Consider the following 20155-nt stretch of genomic DNA (forward strand, 5'->3'; position numbering starts at 1 on the left):
CCCGGTGCGTCGCAGCGGACACTACCGATGCACCGACGCGATCGCCCGCAGGGGTACGCCGTTTCGTCCCGCACACGGAGGGGGCGGCTTCTCCACACGATCGGTCAAGACAGGATCTCGACGTACCCGTCGCTTCCGTGCACGCGGATCCGCTGCCCGTCCCGGATCAGCCGGGTGGCCCGCTCCACGCCCACGACGGCCGGCAAGCCGTACTCCCGGGCGATCACCGCGCCATGGGTCATCAGCCCGCCCACCTCCGTCACCAGGCCGGCGATCGCGACGAACAGCGGTGACCAGCTGGGATCCGTGAACGTCGTGACCAGGATGTCGCCCGCCTCGAGATCGGCATCCGCCATGTCGAGGATGACGCGGGCCCTCCCCTCGACGGTCCCGACGGAGACCGGGAGCCCGACCAGGGCGTCGGCCGGCACGTCCTCGCGGCGGTACGACCCACTGACCGCCACTCCGTCCGAGGTGAGCACCCGGGGCGGGGTGAGCGAGTGGTACGACCGGAACGCGTCCTTGCGCTCCTGGACGAGCCGGCCGTCCACCTGGCGCGAGCGCACGACCTCGCGCAGTTCCTGGAACGTGAGGTAGAAGACGTCCTCCCTCTCAGGAAGCACACCGGCCCGCACGAGACGCTCGGCCTCCCCCAGCAGGGCCCGCTTGTAGACGAAGTAGCGGCAGATGATGCCGTACTTCGGGTACTCCCGGTATCCGATGAAGGTGCGGACCCGGTCGATCATCCGCTTGGTCTCGCCGGCTTTCCGGTCCCCCTCCGGCAGGGCCCGCAGGCGTGACAGGACGTCCTGTTCCTTCTCGCGCGCCTTGTGCAGACCTTCCTCGAAACGCCGCTCGGCGGCGCCCGGCTGGAAGTTCCTGACGTTGTCGAGGATCACCGGCACGAGCGTGGTGGGGCGCTCGCGCCAACGCGGCCTCGTGATGTCGATCTCGCCTACACACCGCATGCCGTACCGGTCGAGATAGCCCTCGATGGCGTCGCGCGCCTCGGTGCCGCCCGCGAGCTTCGCCAGCTCATCCAGGAAACCCTCGTCCTCGACACCCCGCAGGAACGCCACCACCTCCGGATGCGGGCGGATCACGTCCGCGACGCCGAGCAGCGCCAGACCCATCTCCGACGTGATGTTGTCGGGGGCGGACAGCGTGAGCGTGTCAGCCGCGTTCTTCTCGCCCAGCCACTCCCCCAGATGGTCGTTGAGCCACCACGTGGCCTCCATCCCCGCCATGATCGCCTGGATGTTCAGCGGATCCCCGAGCACCCGCTTGTGCTCCTCGAAGGCCTCCAGCAGGAAGTCGAACAGCGCCGGTCCGCTCTTGGTGCGGATGTCGCGCTCCAGGGCGGCGATGGATGTCCGGCTGCGCTCGATCAGCTCGGTGACGACGGCCGGGTCGGTCTCGATCGGGGCCGGCCCACCGCCGACCGGCGGCCCGCCGGGAACCGTGTCCGGGAGCGACGGGACGAAATCGTCGCCGTCCAGGACGGTCTCCAGCGCGTCCCTGACCAGCGGATCGCCTCTGCCCATGATGTCCAGGAGGCCGGTGCGACTCGCGGGCGAGGCCAGGCGCCGGGTGACGTCGACGAACAGCCTCCCGCCGGCCTCGTGCATCGCCACCATGGCCGTCAGCCGCCACATCGACAGCCCCAGAGGCTTCATGGGGTCGGTCATCATCTGCTGATGGCCCACGGAGACGTAGACGTGATTGTCCTCGTCGACGGATTCGGGAACGGGGAACAGCGTCGTGATCGGCCGACTCTGGACGATCTGGAAGTCCCCGTCGACCAGGCACCATTCGATGTCCTGCGGGCGTCCGAAGTGCGCCTCGATCCGCCGCCCGAGCCGCACGAGCCCCACGGCCTGCGCATCCGTCAGCGCCGGCTGCTCCTGGTGCTGCGCGTCGATCGCCACTTCCCGCGTACCACCGTCCGGCAGGGCCTGCACGGCACGCTGTTTGGCGGCGATCGTCCTGGCGACGACCTCACCGTGCCGCACCTTGAAGACGTCCGGGTTCACCAGGCCGGAGACCAGGGCCTCGCCCAGGCCGAACCCTGCGTCCACGGTCGCGACCTTCCGGTCACCCGTGACGGGGTCGGCCGTGAACAGCACGCCGGACGCATACGGGAAGACCATCCGCTGCACGACCACGGCCATGTGGACCGTGCGGTGATCGATACCGTTGCGCAAGCGGTAGGCCACGGCCCGCTCGGTGAACAGCGAGGCCCAGCACCGGCTGACGTGCCGGAGGATCGTCGACGACCCCACGACGTTCAGATAGGTGTCCTGCTGGCCGGCGAAGGAGGCCGTCGGCAGGTCCTCCGCCGTCGCGCTGGACCGGACGGCGTAGGCAGCCTGCTCGCCGAACCGGGCGAGCGCGCCGGTGATCGCCGCCGTGAGATCGGCCGGGATGCCGATCTCCTCGATGGTCCGACGGATCTGTGCGCTCAGCGCGCCGATCGCCTCCCGGTCGTCGGGGTTCAGGCGCGACAGCTGGTCGAGCGGATCGTCGATCGACGGCGCTTCGGCCAGGATCCGCCGGAAGGCGTCCGTCGTCACGCAGAAGCCGGCCGGTACGCGGATGCCCTCGATCCGCGACAGCTCGCCCAGGTGCGCGCCCTTGCCGCCGACGACCGCGACCCGCGTCTCGTCGACCTCCTGCAGATCCGTCACATAGCGCTCGATCATCGCGACACCTCCGAGGCAGCCGCGTCCCGTCGCACACCGGCGGCCGCGCGAACCACCGGCGCCTCCCACCGTGTCGAACCTCTTGTCACGCACGCCACCGATCCGACGTCACCGCGTCCCTCAGACGTCGCCAACACTCGCACGTCGTGCCCTCATTTCCGCAGGTTGTGGCCTCGGCCGACGATTCTGCGCTGTGACCCGGGCCTTGCCGCAAGCCCCCCAGTACGCTATAAGTTGAGAGTGGCAAGGAGAGTTCTCTCCTTGCCTTCGCTTTTTTCCGGCGCAACAGGCCATCGCCGCCCGCCGGGGTCATGTTCGAGGCTCATGTCGTCCTCGATCCGGCCCGCCCGGTTCATGGTCTGGCTGTCCAAAGCCAACCGGACGTACAGGGCGGCCGAGCGCGCTGAACGCCTCGCGGTCCATCTTCTCCGCCACCACCAGGACCGGCTCGCACGGCTCTTCGGCGGCTCGACCGGCGACCGCACCGCCAAGTTCACCGACGTCCCGTGGCACCGAGGACCCGGAGAAGCACTCATCGGCGAGGACGGTCGCGGCGGTGGACACGCCTACGTAGTACTGCTTGCGGTGCGGATGGTCCGCCGCGTTCACGACGGCACTGGCGGCCACCTCCGGCCGATGGATGGGTGGCCCCGGCTGGGACAGTGTGGACGGCCGTCTCGACCCGGTCCACGAGCGGCTCGTCACCGCCTCCGGTGCGCGGGAGCACTACTCCTCCGGCTTGTCCTGGCGCTTCTTGCCGCCGGGGAGCCGGAGAACTTGGCGTAGCCGACGGCCTCGAACGCGGACATCTCCTCGTGCCGCGACTGCACGAACTTCGGCTGGTCGTCGGAGCGCCCCCAGGCGGCGAGGAGGCCGTTGATGCCGTCGCCGGCGTAGGCGAAGACGTGGTCGACATCCCATTCGCGCAGCCGCTGCAGAACGTAGTCGGACACCTTGATGGACACGGGAGTTCCTCTCATCGCGCTGATCGCCGGCCGCGGAACCAGTGGGTCCCGGCCGCCGCCACAGGTGTGGTTCGTCCAAGGCGAGGGCCAGTGCGCCGGGTGCGGTCCAGGTGAGTGCGGCGTCGCGGGTCTGGATCGTCAGATGTGGCATCCGCGTACCCGATGGCCGGATGCCGACACGAGGGTTTGTCGGAGCGCTCCGAGGACACTCGCGTCTTGCCCCTCGCGCGGCTCTCCGGAGAAGGACATGCCATGGCAGTGCTCGCGGTGCTCATCCCGCCTTTCATGCTCGGCCTGGTGCTCGCCTTGGACAGATACGAGGAACTGCTGCTGCCCGGGACGCACGCCGAGCGCTCCACGCAGGCCGTCGCACCGCCGGAGCCCGCCGCGGAGGAGAGCCCCGCGCCCTCGCCCCGAATCCCCGCCCCGGCGATCGCGGACAGCGCTCCGCGACTCGGCGCGATCAGGTCATCCGCTGACTTCGATTCCCTGGCGGCATGACACAGGCCGGAAACCGAGCGGCCGGCGTCTCGCGCGTGCGCCTCTCCCCTCCGATCAGCCTCTGCTGCGGCCGACCGCATGATCAGGTGATGCACGACGCGCGATGCGGCTTCGCCACTGCGGTCGGACACGCCGTGTCCGGCACAGCCGCCCCCGCACCGCACTGGGCCCCGGCCGGAGTACTCCTCGGCCTCACACCTCGACCCTGCCGGCTCTCGGCCTGGCCACGCTCGCCGTGAATCGTCCGAAGCCGATCGATGAGCGGTCGTGGGCGGCGCCGCTACGACGCCTGCAGTCCGGGCACATCGGTGACTACGTGGCCCGGATGCTGGTGGGCAGGCGCGCCTCCCTCACCCGGCTTGCTCTCGGTAGCGGGGCACGGCCGGACGGCGTGCACTGGAAGGGGCGGCCATGAGTAATAACTCGGGCCGTAGTGAGCACCCGGGGTGTGGGGACACACGTCCCCGTGTTGATTCCGAGGCGAGGAGAACCGTGATGCCGGCAGGTTCCAGCCCCAAGCGGGAGCGGCAGTACGAGCACATCAAGGAAGGAGCGAAGAAGCGGGGCGCCTCCACCGGGCGCGCGAAGGAGATCGCCGCGCGGACGGTCAACAAGGAGCGGGCCCGCTCGGGCGAGGCACAGCAGGCGAGCAAGGCCTCCACCCAGGACAAGAAGTCCGCCTCGCAGCGCGGAGGTGAGCGCTCGCACCGCGGCCCCGTCAGTCCCACCAGGGACCAGCTGTACGAAGAGGCCAGAAAACGCGGCATCCATGGCCGCTCCTCCATGAACAAGCAGCAGTTGCGCAAGGCCCTCGGCCACTGATCCATCACATGGGCCCCGGGCCGACGACCTCGCGACATCGTCACGAAGAAAGGCGCACGATCATGGCTGACAAGCCCCTCAACGGCCACCGCGTCCTGGCGCTCGTCACCAACTACGGAGTCGAGCAGGACGAACTGCTGGTGCCGCTCAGGCGGCTGCGGGAGGAGGGTGCGGACGTCACCGTCGCCGCCGCGACGGCGGACCCGGTCCAGACCCTGGTGGGAGACAAGGACCCCGGCGAAACCGTGGAGCCCGACGCCACCTTCGACGTGGTGGATCCCGGCGACCACCAGCTCCTGCTGCTCCCCGGCGGCACCCTCAACGCCGACCAGCTCCGCCTGGACGACAAGGCCCTCACCATCGTCAAGGCGTTCGCCACCTCGGGCCGCCCGATCGCCGCCATCTGCCACGGCCCCTGGGCCCTGGTGGAAGCCGACGTCGTTCGGGGCAAGACCCTGACGTCCTACGCCTCGCTGCGCACCGACATCCGCAACGCCGGGGCCGCGTCCTGGGTCGACGAACCCGTGGTCAGCGACACCGCGGGCGACTACACCCTGGTCACCTCCCGCACACCCAAGGACCTCGACGTCTTCCTCGACGCGATCTACAAGGCCCTCATCGGGTCCTGATCACCAAGACCCGGGATCGCCCCTCCCAAAGATTGGATCTCTCCATGTTCAAGGCCATCGCCGACGTGCTGCGCTCGATCGGCAGCGCGATCGCCACCGTCGTCACCCTGCCCTTCCGTGCCATCGCCCGACTCTTCGGCGGCGCCTCCGACAGCGCCCACGGCCACCACTGACAACACCGATGCGCGTCAGGCGTCCGCGCCCGTGTCGACGGCGCGGGTGACTCAGCCGTGCAGGGTCGGCCGGTAGACGAGTTCTTGGATGCGGCCGTCGAGGGTCGTGTGCTCGATCAGTTCGAGGTCGAAGTCGGCCGCACCCTGGAAGATCGGGGCCAGCCCGGTCTGACCGGTGATCACGGGGAAGATCGTCACCTGTACGCGGTCGACCAGACCGGCGGCCATCAGCGCCCGGTTCATGGACGGGCTGGCGTGGGAGCGCAGCGGTACCTCGGACTCCTCCTTGAGCCGGGCGACGACGTCGACGGCGCGCCGTTCGCGACGGTCGCGTCCGGCCAGCTCCGACGACCAGTTGATGGCCAGGGCCCGGGTACACCGCGAACAGTTGGCGGACGCGATAACAAGGGCGACGGCCGACTGAAGCGCAGCACCTCCGAAGTGGCGCCCCGTCGCGGCCTTCTCACTCCTGCAGATTCAACTGCCAGGACACCCCGAAGCGGTCGTTCACCCAACCGAACTTGGCGCTGAAGCCGTACGAGCCCAGGGGCATGAGCTCCTGGCCCTTTTCGACGAGGGCGCCATACAGTCGGTCGAGTTCGGCCTCGGTGTCGCACTCGACGAACAGCGACACGGCCGGGGTGAACCCGAAGGCGTGGTTGACGTAGCTGTCGATGCACATGAACCGCTGTCCGGCGAGCGAGAACGTGGCGCGCTCGACCGTGCCCTCGGCACCGGGGCCGTCGCCGCCGTAGCGGGAGATGTCGACGATCTCGGCGTCGTCGAACAGCGACATGTAGAAGGTCAGCGCCTCCTCGGCCCTGCCCTCGAACATCAGGAAAGTGGTGATCTTCTGTGACATCGAGGCCATCGCGCTGTCCTCCGGGTACTGGTGTTCCGTTCCTTGGAGGACAACGCTAGAGCCAGCCTCTGACATCGGCCCGGGACGTCAGCCCGTCGTCGCCTCGGAGCGGCGCGGAAGCTTCCAGTTCGGGCGCGGGAAGTGGCAGGTGTAGCCGTTCGGGTAGCGCTCCAGGTAGTCCTGGTGCTCCGGCTCGGCCTCCCAGAAGTCACCCACCGGCTCGACCTCCGTGACCACCTTGCCCGGCCACAGCCCGCTCGCCTCCACGTCGGCGATCGTGTCCACGGCGGTGCGGTGCTGTGCCTCGTCCGTGTAGTAGATCGCCGAGCGGTAGCTGCGACCGAGGTCGTTGCCCTGGCGGTCCCTCGTGGTCGGGTCGTGGATCTGGAAGAAGAACTCCAGGATGTCCCGGTAGCTCGTGGCGGTGGGATCGAAGAGGATCTCGATCGCCTCGGCGTGGTCGCCGTGATTGCGGTAGGTCGCGTTCGGGGTGTCGCCGCCGGTGTACCCGACCCGGGTGGAGACGACGCCCGGCAGCTTGCGGATCAAGTCCTCCATGCCCCAGAAACAGCCGCCCGCCAGCACGGCTCGTTCGGTTCCCGCTGTCATCAGACACTCCTTCTTGGTCCAACCGGGTTCCGGCACGCATGCGACGTGCCCACCCGTACCTTCGTCGAACGTACAACCAGACCGGATGTACGGGTGTTCCCGTGCGTGGAGGTACCGCACGGCCATGAGGACGAGGGTGCCTCCCGCCGGGTCGGCGTCTACCGTGAGACACGGCCGTGTCGCTGCTCTACCGAGCACTCACCCCACCGTGGAGCCGTGATGGTGCTCGCCGTACTCTTCGCCGTCCTGGGTGCCGTCAGCAATGCGGTGGGGACGGCCTTCCAGCGCAAGGCAGCGTCCACGGTGTCGCGGGGCGGCGGGGTGCACCTGCTGCTCGCTCTCGTACGGCGTCCCGCATGGGCCATCGGTATCGCCGGAGTGACCGGTGCCGCGCTGTTCCAGGCGCTCGCCCTGGTCAACGGTCCGATGGCGCTCGTCCAGCCCCTCTTCATGCTGGAGTTGCCCTTCGCCCTGCTCATCGCGGCGCCGCTGCTGCACCGACGGCTGAGCGCACAGGGATGGTGGGCGGTCGGCGGCGTGGTGGCCGGACTCGCCCTTCTCCTGGCCTCGGCGGCTCCGGCGGGGAGCAGGGAGCAGGCGTCCATGCTGCGCTGGATTCCGGTCCTGGTGCTCACCCTGGGAGCGATGGTCACCGCGGTGCTGCTCGTACGGTCCTCGACCTCGCCGTTGTTCCGTGCCGCCACCCTGGCGACCGGTGCCGCGATCGGCAACGCGCTGACCGCCGCGCTCATGAAGTCGGCCACGAGCCGTCTCGCCGACGCGGGACTGCCGGCCTTCCTCACCACCTGGCAGACCTACGGCTTCGCGCTCACCGGCGTCGCCGCACTCCTGCTGCTGGAGAACTCGCTCCAGGCCGGTCCGCTCGCCGCCTCGCAGCCCGCGCTCACGATCGGCGACGCGGCGGTGAGCCTGGTGCTGGGCGTCGTCCTGTTCGACGAGACGATCCGGACCGGCTGGTGGCTCCTGCCCGAGGCGATCGGCGCGGGCCTGATCCTCTGGGGTGTGGTGCGGCTGACGCGTGTGGTGCCGCACCTCGTCGACATCGTGCGCTGAGTCGCCGTCGACGCGTCAACACACCCTCAGAGTGCACGACTTGAAGGATTTCTGGTTCCGAGGGGTTGTCGAACGTGTGAAGTCATCAGTTAAATCAAGTCTTGAACTAAGCCATGGGCCGCCTTTATCCATTTATGGATCGACATGGCACCGCGTTGGCCAGGGGCGGTCCTTCACCTCATTTCCAGAGGCACCTCACCCGCAGAGGAACATGGCATGAGACTCAGATCCTTGGGTGTCGCGCTCGCCGCAACGGCAGCGTTGATCACCCTGCCCACGATCCAGCCACCGACGGCCTCGGCCGCCGACACCAACCTGTCCCAGGGCAGGACCGCGACGTCCTCTTCTACCGAGAACGCCGGCACGCCCGCGGCCGGCGCGGTCGACGGCGACACCGGGACGCGGTGGTCCTCCGCCGCGACCGACGACCAGTGGTTGCAGGTCGACCTCGGGGCCTCCGCCACCATCAGCCAGGTCGTGGTCAACTGGGAGACGGCCTACGGCAAGGACTACAAGGTCCAGGTCTCCTCCGACGGCAGCACCTGGACCGACCTGCAGTCCGTCAACGGCGGGGACGGCGGCCTCGACACGCTCGCCGTCTCCGGTCAGGGCCGGTACGTGCGGCTGCAGGGTGTCCACCGGGCGACCCAATGGGGTTACTCCGTCTGGGAGTTCCAGGTGTTCGGCACCACCGGCACGACCGAGCCCGGCACCTGCACAACCACCAACTCCGCCCAGGGCAAGGCCGCTTCCGCCTCCTCGACGGAGAACGCCGGCACCCCGGCGTCCGCCGCGTTCGACGGCGACGACTCCACCCGCTGGTCCAGCCAGGCCTCGGACCCCCAGTGGCTGCGCGTCGACCTGGGCTCGGTCCAGGACCTCTGCAAGGTCGACCTGAACTGGGAAGCCGCGTACGCCAGGGACTTCCAGATCCAGGCCTCCACCGACGGCCAGAGCTGGAACACGCTCAAGACCGTGACCGGCGCGACCGGCGGACGGGCCTCCTACGACCTCAGCGGTTCGGGTCGCTACGTCCGGGTCCTGGGGACCGCGCGCGCGACCGGCTACGGATACTCGCTCTGGGAGTTCGCCGTCCACACCGGATCCGATGGCACTCCCCCGGTCGAGGGCGGCGGTGACCTGGGCCCGAACGTGATCGTCGTGGACCCCTCCACGCCCAACCTGCAAGCCAAGTTCGACCAGGTCTTCGCGCAGCAGGAGTCGGCGCAGTTCGGTTCCGGGCGCTACCAGTTCCTCCTCAAGCCGGGCACCTACAACGGCATCAACGCCCAACTCGGCTTCTACACCTCGATCTCGGGGCTCGGGCTGAACCCCGACGACACCCAGATCAACGGCGACATCACCGTGGACGCGGGCTGGTTCAACGGCAACGCGACGCAGAACTTCTGGCGCTCGGCGGAGAACCTCGCGATCACGCCGTCCAACGGCACCGACCGCTGGGCGGTCGCCCAGGCCGCGCCGTTCCGCCGTATCCACGTCAAGGGCGGCCTCAACCTCGCGCCCAACGGCTACGGTTGGGCCTCCGGCGGATACATCGCCGACTCGAAGATCGACGGTACGGTCGGTCCGTACTCGCAGCAGCAGTGGTACACCCGTGACAGTTCGGTGGGCGGCTGGACCAACGGCGTGTGGAACATGACGTTCACGGGTGTCGAGGGAGCGCCGGCCACCAACTTCGACACCGGCCCGTACACCACGCTGGACACCACCCCGACCTCCCGCGAGAAGCCGTTCCTCTACCTCGACGGCAACGACTACAAGGTCTTCGTGCCCGGCAAGCGCACCAACGCCCGCGGGGTGTCCTGGCCCGCCAACGCCGGCGGGACCTCGCTCCCGCTCAGCCAGTTCTACGTCGTCAAGCCCGGCGCGACGGCCGCCAGCATCAACACCGCGCTGGCGCAGGGTCTGAATCTGCTGTTCACGCCCGGCGTGTACCACCTCGACCAGACGATCAACGTCACGCGCGCCGACACGGTGGTGCTCGGCCTGGGCCTGGCCACGCTCGTGCCCGACGGGGGCGTGGACGCCGTACACGTGGCGGATGTCGACGGCGTCCGGCTCGCCGGATTCCTCATCGACGCCGGTGCCACCAACTCCGACACGCTGCTGCAGATCGGCCCCGCCGGTGCCGGTGCCGACCACTCCGCCGACCCGACCACGATGCAGGACGTGTTCGTCCGGATCGGTGGTGCCGGTCCCGGGCTGGCCACGAACTCGGTGGTCGTGAACAGTGACGACGTCGTCATCGACCACACCTGGATCTGGCGCGCCGATCACGGCGACGGCGTCGGCTGGGACACCAACCGGGCCGACTACGGCCTCAAGGTCAACGGCGACGACGTCCTCGCCACCGGTCTGTTCGTGGAGCACTTCAACAAGTACGACGTGCTCTGGAGCGGCGAGCGCGGCCGCACGATCTTCTTCCAGAACGAGAAGGCCTACGACGCGCCGAACGCCGCCGCCATCACCCATGACGGGATCGTCGGCTACGCCGCCTACAAGGTCGCCGACACGGTGAACGAACACGAGGCCTGGGGTCTGGGCAGCTACTGCAACTACACGTCCGACCCCTCCATCGTGCAGCGCCACGGCTTCCAGGTGCCCGTCAAGAGCGGGGTCAAGTTGCACGACGTACTGGTCATCTCCCTTGGTGGCAAGGGCCAGTACGCGCACGTCGTCAACGACACCGGGGCGCCGACCTCCGGCACCGACACCGTCCCCTCCAAGATCACGCAGTTCCCGTGATCCGGGGAGGTTGATCCGAGGAGGGTGATCCGCCGAACCGGATGAGACCTGCTGCGGGCCGCCAGTTCCTTGCGGCCCGCAGCACCGGCAGGCGTCAGAAGGCGGACAGCGTCAGGGTGAAACCGGTCGGGGCCGTGTCCTGGACGTAGGAGGCGAAGTCCGCCACGTCGTCGAAGGCGAAGCCGTAGGCCTTCCCGTCCTCGGTCGCCGCGTGGATCGCCTTCGCGTAATGGTTGGTCAGGTCGCCCTGGTAGAAGGCGGCGGGGTCGGTGGTCGGTTGGGCGGTGCTGCTGAGCAGTGTCGAGCGGTTGAAGCCCGCGCCCAGGACCGCGGCGACCGGGCCGGTGGTGCCGTCGTTGGGTGCGGCGAGATTGCCGTCGCAGAAGAGGACGTCACGGGTGGTGGGCCTGGCGAAGGACACCGAGGCCGGACCGTCGAAGGTGAGGCGTTCGCCGCGCACCCGGCCGGTGAACGTACCCGCGTTGGTGGTGACCTTGAGATCCTTGCCCGTGTACGTGCTCCACACCTCGTCGATGTAGGGCGCGAAGTAGTCCTTGCCGAAGATGCCGGCGTCCAGGCCGTGGCCGGGAGCGATGATGCGGGTGTCGTCCACGATCAGCGGAGCGAACTCCTCGACCTGTTTGACGGCGGCGAAGGCGGCGGAACGGCCGCCCGCGCGCAGGGTGCCTGTCGTCTGGTCCTTGGCACCGGTGAGCCGGATGGCCAACGGCACACTGAACATGTCGACCATGGTGGTGTTGCAGAACATGCCGTCCGCGTTGTGCGTGAATTCCGCGCAGTCGTGCAGCACGCCGTAGTTGGGGTCCGACTCGACCCAACCGGCCGGGTACTGCAGGGCCGCGGCTCCGTTGCCGTCCGTCACGGCCTTGAATTTGAGCTTCTGGCCCAGTGCCACATAGATCCGGCCCGACATGTACGGCAGGGACAGCGTGGTCGCGCCGCTGCCCGCGAGCGGGATCGCGTAGTCGGTGAAGCCGTCGGCGCCGTTGTCGGAGACCGCGATGGGGACGGCGTCGCCCCCGGGAGTGAGCCGAACCTGCTTGCCGTCCAGATTGCCCACGACGTACAGGTGCACGGAGGCGTTGTCGAACGAACCGCTGTTGTTGACGACGGTCATGGGCAGCGGGCCCGCCGCGGCGGTGGTCTTGCCCGCCGGCTGATCGGCGAGCGCGTAGGGGGCGATGGCGCCAAGGGCCGGAGCCGCTACGGCCGCGCCCCCGAGGGCGAACATCATCTTGCGGCGGGTCAGGTTGCGAGGGTGACGGGGTGCCATGACGTGAACTCACCTTGTCTGTGGGGGACGTTCAGGTGGAGCCGTGCCGGCGCACCGCCAGGGTGTGGTCGCGCGGGGACCTGAGAGCGCTCTCATCTGTACGGCGTGCGCTGCCGACGGGCCCCGACGATACGCACGATCGTTGCTCCCGCCAACCGGAGTGCGAAGTCGCCAAATTCCGCTGACCTGCGGCTACTTGAGGAACGGACGGAAGTCCACGAATACATAAGGCGCGTTTAACACGCGCTTAAGCACCGCCGGTCCGGCGCCCGTCGGACGCCGGACCGGTGATCGGTGAGGTGACGGGGGTCAGATCCACCCCCGTCGTGCCGCCTCCGCTCCCGCCTGGAAACGGCTGCGGGCGTTCATCCGGGTGGCCAGGGCCGCGTTCATCCGGCGGACCGTGCGCAGCGAGATGCCGAGGAGTCGGGCGGCGGTCGCGTCGGTGTGGCCCTTGGCCTGCAGGGCCAGGAGTTCGTCCTCCTGCGCGGTCAGGCCGTTGGTGTCGCGTGGGGGTTCGGGGCCGACCGGCGTGGCCGAGGTCCAGAGGCTCTCGAAGAGGGAGCGGGCCACCGCGACGGCGCCCGCGCTGCGCAGTTCCAGGGCGCCGGCCCGGCCGTCGTCGGGGTCGAGGGGGACGACGGCGACTTCGTTGTCGACGACGACCATGGTGATTGGGAGGGTGGGCAACGTGCGGCTCTGGGCGCCCAGTTCGCCGAGCCAGTTGACGTAGCGAAGGGTGTTGGGGTCGTTGCGGAAGCTGGCCTGGTAGAGGCTGCGGACGCGGACGCCTCGCTCCAGGGTTTGGCGGCCGAGGCGGCGGCTGGTGGCGAGGGTGTCCGGCGTCCGGGCGGCTCCCGGCAGGACGGACAGGCACTCAACGCGGGCCAACTCGGCCAGTTCGACCAGGCGTTCACGGACCGCGTCGACGCCCTCCAAGCGTCTGATGACGTCGAATCTGCGGCCCTTTTCCTGTGCGCCGCCCACGGCGAGCGTGGAGACGATCTCGCGTGCGGCCTCCAATTGCCGTTGTTCTTTGACCAGTTCGGCCTCTCGGTGTGAGAGGAAGTACGGCAGGCCGGCCGCCGGATCGACGGCATGGAAGACCGGGCCCGCGTGTTCGGAGTCGGTGTCGTGGTGGCTGTCGAGCAGGCAGAGCTCCGCCAACCGGTCGAGTGCGGCGCGTACTTGTTGTTCGTCCTGACCCAGACGGGTGACGATCTCGTGCAGTCTCAGCCCCGGCTCCTCCAGAACGAGCCGGAAGACCAGCTCCGTCCGCGCATCAAGTCCCAGCACCTGTAACATTTCTGGCTCCCCCGCCATCGTCCACTGTTGCGTACCGGGGCAGGGCCCCGGGCGATGCCAGGCGCGAGTGTATGGCGACACCCAGTTACAGGTCTAGACCAAGCTTTTCCAGGTGGAGAGGACTGTTCCCGCCCGCCGGGGCGGAGATCAGCAGGTCGTCGGGGTGTTCGACGTATCGAACCGGGCTCACGGCGACGCTGGCCACAAGGGGACTGTCCGCCCCCTGCCACCGCGTCGCCGACCTGGGTGGGAACGGCCTCTCGGCACCGCTCGCGCATGGCAGTCCCCTGCCTCGCACCTTGCGGCCACCGGGAAACGTAGCGGCGCGGCAGTCCGTACCAGCAGGCTCATGCACTGCTGAGGGCACATGCGGCCCTTGCGCACACCCCGTCCCACACCGTTCTCGCGAGGAGATCTCCATGCGCAGGTTCTGTCGCCCGACCTTCCGCCTCTCCCGGACGGGCGCGGCGGGCGTGACTGCGTCGATCGCGCCGGGCGGCTGCCCGGACGGGTTCTCGCGGGCGTGACCGGGATACAGGGGGGCCGACTCCGTGCGCCTCGTCACCGCGCTGCTCGTTCCGCTCGACCCGGCGCAGCCGGATGCCTGGCCTCCCGAGGAAGTCGTGCTGTGGCTGCGTTCGGCGTGCGAGGACAGCCGGCTTCCGGGGCCGCGCCCTGCGCATCTGTACGCCGTGGTGTGCCGGCGGGGTTCGGTGCACGCCGCGCTCTTCATCGAGAGCCGCGATCCTCTGCACGCCGAACTCACGGCCCTGGACTTCCTCCTCGCCTCTCTCACCACCAAGCCCGGCCCGCGGGGCTGGTGCCTGTCGGCCCTCGGGCTTCCGGATCTGCGCTCACTGCCCCGACGGAAAGGACCTGACCCGCCATGCCACGGGTACGCCCCACCGTGTCGGTGATCATCCCGAACTACAACTACGAGAAGACGCTTCGGGCCTGTCTGGAGTCCGTGTACGCACAGACCCTCGCGCCCCTGGACGTCGTGGTCGTCGACGACGCCAGCACCGACGGCTCCCGGGAGGTGGCCCGCGAGTTCCCCTGCGTGCTCGTGGCCCGCCCGGACAACGGCGGGGTGTCGGCGGCGCGCAATCTCGGCGTCTCGACCGCGCGGGGCGAGATCCTCTTCTTCCTCGACTCCGACATCGCCCTGGAGCCCGACGCGATCGAGAACGCCGTCGATCTGCTGCTCAGCGATCCGGAGACGGGGTGTGTGCACGGGATCGTGTCTCCCGAGCCGCTCTTCGACGACGGCCCCGTGGAGGTGTACCACTGCCTGCACGCGCACTTCTGGCGCCGTCGCAGCGCCGGTCTCGTCGGTACCGCCTTCTTCGCCATGGCCGCGATCGAGCGTCGGGTGTTCGAGGAGGTCGGGCCCTTCGACGAGAATCTCCGGGACTCGGAGGACGTCGAGTACAGCGACCGGCTGGCCGTCGCCCACCGCATCCGCCTCACGGAGACGGTGGCGGGCCGTCATGACGACGTGGACCGGTTCCTGCCGATGCTCACCGAGCAGTACCGGCGTTCCCAACTCCTCATCCCCGTGGCCGCGGTGGAGCGCCGTCGCGGCGGCGGACTGCGCGCGAACCCCACCCGCGGTGTCCTGGCGGCGGCGCTGGTTCCCGCCACCCTGCCGCTGGCGTTCGTCAGTCTGTGGCTGCTGGCGGTGCCACTGGCCTGTGCGTTGGCCTTCGCCGTGGCCGATCCGGGACTGTCGCGGTTCGTGGCCCGCCGCAAGGGCGCCGCGTTCCTGGTGTGGTTCACCGGCGTGCACTTCGCCGTGCATCTGGCCCTGGTGCTCGGCGCGTTGCACGGCGGTGTGCGCTGGGTCATCGACCCCGGCTTCGGTCCGTCCGTGCGCGGCCGGGGCCGTGCCGCGACGGCGATCCCGTCGTGACCGGCACCGAGCAGGACAAGCCTGCCGCCTCGGTACCGGACCCCGGTGCGCGTCCGTCCTGGCGCTCGCGTCTGCTGCGTATCGGCGTCGCCGTCGCGTTGATCGCGGCCACCGTCTTCGCCGTCGGGGGTTCGGTGCGCGGGGCCGGTACCGAGGTGTCACAGGCTGCGGGGCGTCCCGGTGGTGTGCTGCTGCTCGGTGCCGCGTTGGTGGCGAACGCCGCCGGTCTGGGCCTGTCGATGCTGTCGTGGCGCGTGCTGCTCTCCGACGGCGGACGCCGGATCCGGGCGGCCGACGCGGCGCGGATCTTCTTCATCGGGGTCATCAGCAAGTTCGTGCCGGGCCGGGTCTGGGGTGTCCTCGCGCATGTCCAACTCGGCAAGGCCGTCGGGATCGCCCCCGAGCAGATGATCGCCGCCTTCGGGCTCGGTCTCGTCATCGGAACGAGCACAGGAGCCGCCTTCGGTCTGCTGGTCGCGCCGGCCGTGCTGGGTGCCCAGGCCTGGGTGCTGGCGCCGTTGATCCTGCTGGCGGCGGCCGCCGTCGCACGTCCCGGCTGGGTCAACGCCCTGGTGTCCCTGACCATGCGGCTGGCCCGACGCCCCGCGTCGGCCGTGCAGGGCTCGCTCCGGACCGTGCGCGCCTCGATCGGCTGGGCCGGTGTGTCCTGGGTGGTCTCAGGTCTCCATCTGTGGGCCATCGCCGTGCTGTTCGGGGCTCCGCCGCTGTCCTCCCTGCCCGTGTGCGTCGGCGGTTTCGCCCTCGCCACGGTCGCCGGGAGTCTCGCCTTCGTCCTGCCCGACGGCTGGGGAGCGCGCGAGCTGGTCCTGCTCGCGCTGCTCAGCCCGGTCCTGCCGCTGCCCGCCGCCACCGCGGCGGCGATCACCAGCCGAGTGGTCTGCGTGCTGAGCGAGGTGGCCGCCACCGGCGGCGCACTGCTCTGGGCGCGCGCCGCCGGCCCCCTGCGATCCACCCGAACCGCGCTTCAGGAAGGAACCGCATGACTTCCGACGGACGCCTGCTCACCGTCGACGACTGCGAAGAGATGTCGGTGCGTCAGGTCCACGATCTGTATCGCGCCCACATCAACAAGAGCCAGGTGGCGTTGATGACCTCGTTCGGCTTCGGCCGCGAACTGGTCGACCATGCCGAGGGCTCGTGGATCCACACCCGCGACGGGCGCCGCATCCTGGACTTCACCGGCGGGGTGGGCGTGCTCAGCCACGGCCACAACCATCCCCGTATCCTCGCGGCGCGCCAACGCTTCCAGGAGCAGCGCAGGATGGAGGTCCACAAGACCTACTTCTCGCCGTACGTCGCCGCGCTCGGCCACAATCTCGCCCAACTCCTGCCCGGCGACCTGAACATGTCGTTCCTGCCGAACTCGGGTGCCGAGGCGGTCGAGGGCGCCGTGAAGCTGGCGTACAAGTACCACCGGGGCCGCCGCCAGCAGATCCTGCACGCCGACATCAGCTTCCACGGCAAGCTGCTCGGCTCCGGCAGCCTGACCGGCAGTGCGCAGAACAGCTTCGCCTTCCCCGGCATCCCCGGGGTGTCGTCGTTCCGCTACGGCGATCTGGACTCCGTACGCGCCGCTGTCGACGCGACGCGTGATGCCAAGGGCGGCTGCGACACGTACGCCATCCTCATCGAGCCCTTCTCCGCCTCGACCATGACCGAGTGCTCCGAGGAATTCCTGCGCGGGCTGCGGGAGTTGTGCACCGCCGAGGACATCGTGCTGATCTTCGACGAGATCTACACCGGCTGGGGCAAGACCGGCACGCTCTTCCACTTCATGCGCTATCCGGGTCTTGTGCCGGACGTGGTGACCACATCCAAGTCGTTCGGCGGCGGCAAGTCGTCGATCTCCGCGTTCGTGGCGCGCGAGCCCGTCTTCCGGGCCGCGTACGACAGCCTCGGCGACGCCATGCTCCAGTCGACCAGCACCACGTACTACGGATTCGGCGAGGAGACCGCGACGGCCATCGAGGCCGTCAACATCGCCGTCGAGGACGACTATCCGGGCCGGGCCCGTGCCATCGAGCGCGTCCTCGCGCCGGGGCTGGCGCGTCTTCGCAAGCAGTACCCGGACGTCATCGCCGACGTCCGCGGGGCCGGCGCCCTGTACGGGATCTTCCTCGACGGCGGCCCCCGGCTCCTGGACCTCGCCGCGAAGCTCGCACCCGGTGGCCTGGCGCGCGATCCCCTGCTGCGTACCAAGGTCATCACCTGTGCGGTCGTCAACGCGATGTACCACGACCACGACGTGTACATGTACTACACGCTCAACGGCCGCAGTCCCCTGGTCGCGGCGCCCTCGCTCGTCGCGAGTGCCGAAGAGGTCGAGATCTTCCTCGACGCCCTGGACAAGACGCTGGCCAAGGGCATGAACCGGCTGCTCGGCGCCTTCTTCAAGGACAAGGCGGTGTCCCGATGGGCGGCCTGACCATCGCGGTGACCGGCGCGGCCGGCATGCTCGGCTCGCATCTGGTGGCCCGGCTCGCCGAGGACGGCCACGACGTCGTGGGCATCGACGTGAGCGAGGACGCGCGGTCGCCGCAGGGGGTGCGTCACGTCGTCGCCGACATCCGTGACGGCGCGTCCCTCGACCGGGCCTTCGACGGCGTGGACGCGCTCGTCCACTGCGCGGCGGCGCTGCCCAGCTATCCCGCCGACCAGATCCGCTCGGTGACGGTCGACGGCACCCGCAGTGTCCTGTCCGCCGCGCACCGGGCCCGTGTCGACCGTGTCGTGCACATCTCCTCGACGGCCGTCTACGGACTCCCCCGGCAGGTGCCGACGCCCGAGGAGCATCCGCGGCAACCGGTGGACCCGTACAGCAGGGCCAAGGCCGAGGCGGAGGAGGTCTGCGAGGAGTTCCGCGGTCGCGGCATGTGCCTGTCGGTGCTCCGCCCCAAGACGTTCCTGGGCCCCGGGCGGATGGGCCTGTTCTCGATGCTCTTCGAATGGGCCGAGGAGGGGCGCAACTTCCCCGTCCTGGGCAAGGGCGACGTACGCATCCAGATGTTCGGCATGGACGATCTCGTGGACGCCGTGGTGCTGGCCCTGCACGCCGACCCCGAGACCGCCAACGACGTCTACAACCTGGGAGCGGCACAATTCGGCACACTGCGCGAGGACTTCCAGGCCGTGCTCGACGCGGCGGGACACGGCCGACGAGTCGTCCCCCTGCCCTCCAGACCCGCCCTGACCATGCTGCGGCTGTTGGAACGCGGGCACCTGTCACCGGTCTACGGGCGGCTGCTCTTCAAGCTCCTGGACGACTCCTACGTCGACATCAGCCGCGCCCAGGAGCGCCTCGGCTTCAAGCCCGAGCAGTCCAACCAGGACGCCATCCTGCGCACGTACGCCTGGTGGCGCACCCAGCGGCGGGCCGGTGGACACACCCCCGGCAAGGGCCGGACGAGCCGGGAGCCATGGCGCCAGGGAGCACTGAGCCTCGCCAAGGTGTTCTTCTGAGACCCTCTGGAGCCCATGCCGTGGACACCACGCAGTCCTCACCCGCGCCCGCGCGCGTGGTGGCAGTCCCACCCGCACCGCCCGATCCGCCGGATGCTCCTGTTCACGCCGAGGCACCCGCCCGTCACCGTCCTTACCTGCTCGACCTGTTCGCACTGCTGCGCCCGCACCAGTGGGTGAAGAACCTGGCCGTGGTGCCACTCGCCCTGCTCGACGCGCGGCCCTGGTCGGGTGCCGCGCTGCTGCGCACCGGTTGGGCCGTGGTCGGCTTCACCCTGGCCTCGGCGCTCGTCTACGTCGTCAACGACCTGGCCGACCGCGAGCGGGACCGGCTGCACCCGGTCAAGCGCCGGCGTCCGATCGCCTCCGGCCGGGTCTCCGTCGCGGCCGCGGCCGCACTGGCCGGTGGGCTGGCGCTGTCGCTGCTCGGCTGGGCGCTCGTCGGGCCCGCCTGGCGGTGGTGGCCCGCCGCCGTCTATCTGGTGATCAGCTTCGCCTACGCCCGCGGGCTCAAGCATGTGCCGCTGGTGGACGCGTTCATCGTCGCCACCGGTTTCGTGCTGCGGCTCGCGCAGGGTGCGCTGGCCCTGGGCAGCGGGGTCTCCGCGTGGCTCGCGCTGTGCGTCTTCTGCCTCTGCCTGATGCTGTCGCTCGGCAAGCGCCGGCACGAGCTGGGCGCGGCCGGTCTCGCCCACCGTCCCGCCCTTCGCGGTTACACCCGCGCGTTCCTCGACCATCTCGTCGTGCTGGTGGCCGTCCTGACAGCGATGTCGTACGTCTGCTATCTGCGTGACGACGCCACCTTCGCGTCCAAGGCGCCGCTGGTGATGCTGCTGTCGGCCCCCTGTGCCGTGTTCGGTCTGGCCCGCTATCTGCAGGTGCTGCTCGTCGAGGACGGCGGCGCCGAACCCGTCCGCGTCCTGCTGCGCGACCGCGCCACCGTCGTCAACGCGCTCGTGTGGGGCGTACTCGTCGCCGTCGCCCTGCTCCTGTCCCACCACCCGCTCTGAGCTCCTGTCCCTCCACCTGCTCTCCGATTCTTCCGACCGCTCGAAGGTGCG

Annotated in this window: 18 protein-coding genes and 2 pseudogenes; 13 read left to right on the forward strand and 7 right to left on the reverse strand. The window is 69.5% G+C overall.

Annotation, left to right across the window (positions count from 1 at the left end; translation table 11 throughout):
- Positions 1-104 precede the first annotated feature (104 nt).
- Complete coding sequence (gene rph / locus M2283_RS35255) at positions 105-2702, reverse strand: rifamycin-inactivating phosphotransferase (protein WP_280880543.1); 2598 nt, start codon at positions 2700-2702, stop codon at positions 105-107.
- A 354-nt stretch (positions 2703-3056) separates the two neighbouring features.
- On the opposite strand from rph, the gene M2283_RS52020 reads away from it, so the two are divergent.
- On the forward strand, positions 3057-3488 hold the full coding sequence (locus M2283_RS52020) for a flavin reductase (protein ID WP_432423175.1): 432 nt from the start codon (positions 3057-3059) through the stop codon (positions 3486-3488).
- Here the strand turns inward: M2283_RS52020 and M2283_RS35270 are convergent.
- Positions 3470-3682, reverse strand: a pseudogene (locus M2283_RS35270) (thiamine pyrophosphate-binding protein); the annotation flags it as partial. The gene M2283_RS52020 and the pseudogene M2283_RS35270 sit on opposite strands and share 19 nt — an antisense overlap.
- 237 nt (positions 3683-3919) lie before the next feature.
- Here M2283_RS35270 and M2283_RS35275 point away from each other — a divergent pair.
- The 4 genes from M2283_RS35275 to M2283_RS35295 all read left to right on the forward strand — a co-directional run bounded on the left by M2283_RS35275 (position 3920) and on the right by M2283_RS35295 (position 5792).
- The gene (locus M2283_RS35275; protein ID WP_280880544.1) at positions 3920-4168 is read left to right on the forward strand and encodes a hypothetical protein; all 249 of its coding nucleotides are present in this window, start codon (positions 3920-3922) and stop codon (positions 4166-4168) included.
- 495 nt (positions 4169-4663) lie between these two features.
- Positions 4664-4990, forward strand: coding sequence for a plasmid stabilization protein (locus M2283_RS35285; RefSeq protein ID WP_280880545.1), 327 nt, complete (start codon positions 4664-4666; stop codon positions 4988-4990).
- Between the two features lie 62 nt (positions 4991-5052).
- Positions 5053-5619: a type 1 glutamine amidotransferase domain-containing protein gene (locus tag M2283_RS35290; RefSeq protein WP_280880546.1), complete on the forward strand. Its 567-nt coding sequence runs from the start codon at positions 5053-5055 to the stop codon at positions 5617-5619.
- 44 nt (positions 5620-5663) lie between these two features.
- A complete protein-coding gene (locus M2283_RS35295) occupies positions 5664-5792 on the forward strand; it encodes an LPFR motif small protein (RefSeq protein WP_280878928.1) in 129 nt (42 codons plus the stop codon).
- 51 nt (positions 5793-5843) lie between these two features.
- Here the strand turns inward: M2283_RS35295 and M2283_RS35300 are convergent.
- The 3 genes and pseudogenes from M2283_RS35300 to msrA all read right to left on the reverse strand — a co-directional run.
- Positions 5844-6133 (reverse strand): annotated as a pseudogene (locus M2283_RS35300) (dihydrofolate reductase family protein); the annotation flags it as partial.
- 122 nt (positions 6134-6255) lie between these two features.
- Positions 6256-6663, reverse strand: coding sequence for a VOC family protein (locus M2283_RS35305; protein ID WP_280880547.1), 408 nt, complete (start codon positions 6661-6663; stop codon positions 6256-6258).
- Positions 6664-6741: 78 nt separating this feature from the next.
- Positions 6742-7263: a peptide-methionine (S)-S-oxide reductase MsrA gene (gene msrA / locus M2283_RS35310; RefSeq protein ID WP_280880548.1), complete on the reverse strand. Its 522-nt coding sequence runs from the start codon at positions 7261-7263 to the stop codon at positions 6742-6744.
- Positions 7264-7479: 216 nt separating this feature from the next.
- Between msrA and M2283_RS35315 the strand changes: the two genes are divergently transcribed.
- Together M2283_RS35315 and M2283_RS35320 are read left to right on the forward strand one after the other, a co-directional pair.
- Entirely contained in the window at positions 7480-8337 is an 858-nt protein-coding gene (locus M2283_RS35315) for a DMT family transporter (RefSeq protein ID WP_280880549.1), read from the forward strand.
- Between the two features lie 216 nt (positions 8338-8553).
- Positions 8554-11103: a discoidin domain-containing protein gene (locus tag M2283_RS35320; RefSeq protein WP_280880550.1), complete on the forward strand. Its 2550-nt coding sequence runs from the start codon at positions 8554-8556 to the stop codon at positions 11101-11103.
- Between the two features lie 94 nt (positions 11104-11197).
- On the opposite strand, the gene M2283_RS35325 is transcribed toward M2283_RS35320, so the two are convergent.
- Complete coding sequence (locus M2283_RS35325) at positions 11198-12397, reverse strand: glycoside hydrolase family 64 protein (RefSeq protein ID WP_280880551.1); 1200 nt, start codon at positions 12395-12397, stop codon at positions 11198-11200.
- Between the two features lie 309 nt (positions 12398-12706).
- Complete coding sequence (locus M2283_RS35330) at positions 12707-13702, reverse strand: helix-turn-helix transcriptional regulator (protein ID WP_280880552.1); 996 nt, start codon at positions 13700-13702, stop codon at positions 12707-12709.
- Between the two features lie 551 nt (positions 13703-14253).
- Between M2283_RS35330 and M2283_RS35335 the strand changes: the two genes are divergently transcribed.
- Genes M2283_RS35335 through M2283_RS35360 form a run of 6 tightly spaced genes read left to right on the forward strand, consistent with a single transcriptional unit; the run spans position 14254 to position 20104 of the window.
- A complete protein-coding gene (locus M2283_RS35335; RefSeq protein ID WP_280880553.1) occupies positions 14254-14619 on the forward strand; it encodes a hypothetical protein in 366 nt (121 codons plus the stop codon).
- Complete coding sequence (locus M2283_RS35340; protein ID WP_280880554.1) at positions 14589-15614, forward strand: glycosyltransferase family 2 protein; 1026 nt, start codon at positions 14589-14591, stop codon at positions 15612-15614. The genes M2283_RS35335 and M2283_RS35340 overlap by 31 nt, the downstream gene beginning before the upstream one ends.
- Complete coding sequence (locus M2283_RS35345; RefSeq protein ID WP_280880555.1) at positions 15611-16618, forward strand: lysylphosphatidylglycerol synthase domain-containing protein; 1008 nt, start codon at positions 15611-15613, stop codon at positions 16616-16618. The genes M2283_RS35340 and M2283_RS35345 overlap by 4 nt, the downstream gene beginning before the upstream one ends.
- Complete coding sequence (locus M2283_RS35350) at positions 16615-18060, forward strand: aspartate aminotransferase family protein (protein ID WP_280880556.1); 1446 nt, start codon at positions 16615-16617, stop codon at positions 18058-18060. Before M2283_RS35345 ends, M2283_RS35350 begins: the two co-directional genes overlap by 4 nt.
- Complete coding sequence (locus M2283_RS35355; protein WP_280880557.1) at positions 18048-19094, forward strand: NAD-dependent epimerase/dehydratase family protein; 1047 nt, start codon at positions 18048-18050, stop codon at positions 19092-19094. Before M2283_RS35350 ends, M2283_RS35355 begins: the two co-directional genes overlap by 13 nt.
- Before the next feature lie 20 nt (positions 19095-19114).
- Complete coding sequence (locus M2283_RS35360; RefSeq protein ID WP_280880558.1) at positions 19115-20104, forward strand: UbiA prenyltransferase family protein; 990 nt, start codon at positions 19115-19117, stop codon at positions 20102-20104.
- The last annotated feature ends 51 nt before the right edge of the window (positions 20105-20155 follow it).

The organism is Streptomyces pseudovenezuelae, from assembly GCF_029892565.1.
Taxonomy (GTDB): domain Bacteria; phylum Actinomycetota; class Actinomycetes; order Streptomycetales; family Streptomycetaceae; genus Streptomyces; species Streptomyces pseudovenezuelae_A.

Excerpts from the sequence above, each read along its gene's own strand:
- rph (WP_280880543.1), bottom strand. The coding sequence starts at position 2,702 with ATGATCGAGCGCTATGTGACGGATCTGCAGGAGGTCGACGAGACGCGG.
- M2283_RS52020 (WP_432423175.1), top strand. The coding sequence starts at position 3,057 with ATGGTCTGGCTGTCCAAAGCCAACCGGACGTACAGGGCGGCCGAGCGC.
- M2283_RS35275 (WP_280880544.1), top strand. The coding sequence starts at position 3,920 with ATGGCAGTGCTCGCGGTGCTCATCCCGCCTTTCATGCTCGGCCTGGTG.
- M2283_RS35285 (WP_280880545.1), top strand. The coding sequence starts at position 4,664 with ATGCCGGCAGGTTCCAGCCCCAAGCGGGAGCGGCAGTACGAGCACATC.
- M2283_RS35290 (WP_280880546.1), top strand. The coding sequence starts at position 5,053 with ATGGCTGACAAGCCCCTCAACGGCCACCGCGTCCTGGCGCTCGTCACC.
- M2283_RS35295 (WP_280878928.1), top strand. The coding sequence starts at position 5,664 with ATGTTCAAGGCCATCGCCGACGTGCTGCGCTCGATCGGCAGCGCGATC.
- M2283_RS35305 (WP_280880547.1), bottom strand. The coding sequence starts at position 6,663 with ATGGCCTCGATGTCACAGAAGATCACCACTTTCCTGATGTTCGAGGGC.
- msrA (WP_280880548.1), bottom strand. The coding sequence starts at position 7,263 with ATGACAGCGGGAACCGAACGAGCCGTGCTGGCGGGCGGCTGTTTCTGG.
- M2283_RS35320 (WP_280880550.1), top strand. The coding sequence starts at position 8,554 with ATGAGACTCAGATCCTTGGGTGTCGCGCTCGCCGCAACGGCAGCGTTG.
- M2283_RS35325 (WP_280880551.1), bottom strand. The coding sequence starts at position 12,397 with ATGGCACCCCGTCACCCTCGCAACCTGACCCGCCGCAAGATGATGTTC.
- M2283_RS35330 (WP_280880552.1), bottom strand. The coding sequence starts at position 13,702 with ATGTTACAGGTGCTGGGACTTGATGCGCGGACGGAGCTGGTCTTCCGG.
- M2283_RS35340 (WP_280880554.1), top strand. The coding sequence starts at position 14,589 with ATGCCACGGGTACGCCCCACCGTGTCGGTGATCATCCCGAACTACAAC.
- M2283_RS35350 (WP_280880556.1), top strand. The coding sequence starts at position 16,615 with ATGACTTCCGACGGACGCCTGCTCACCGTCGACGACTGCGAAGAGATG.
- M2283_RS35355 (WP_280880557.1), top strand. The coding sequence starts at position 18,048 with ATGGGCGGCCTGACCATCGCGGTGACCGGCGCGGCCGGCATGCTCGGC.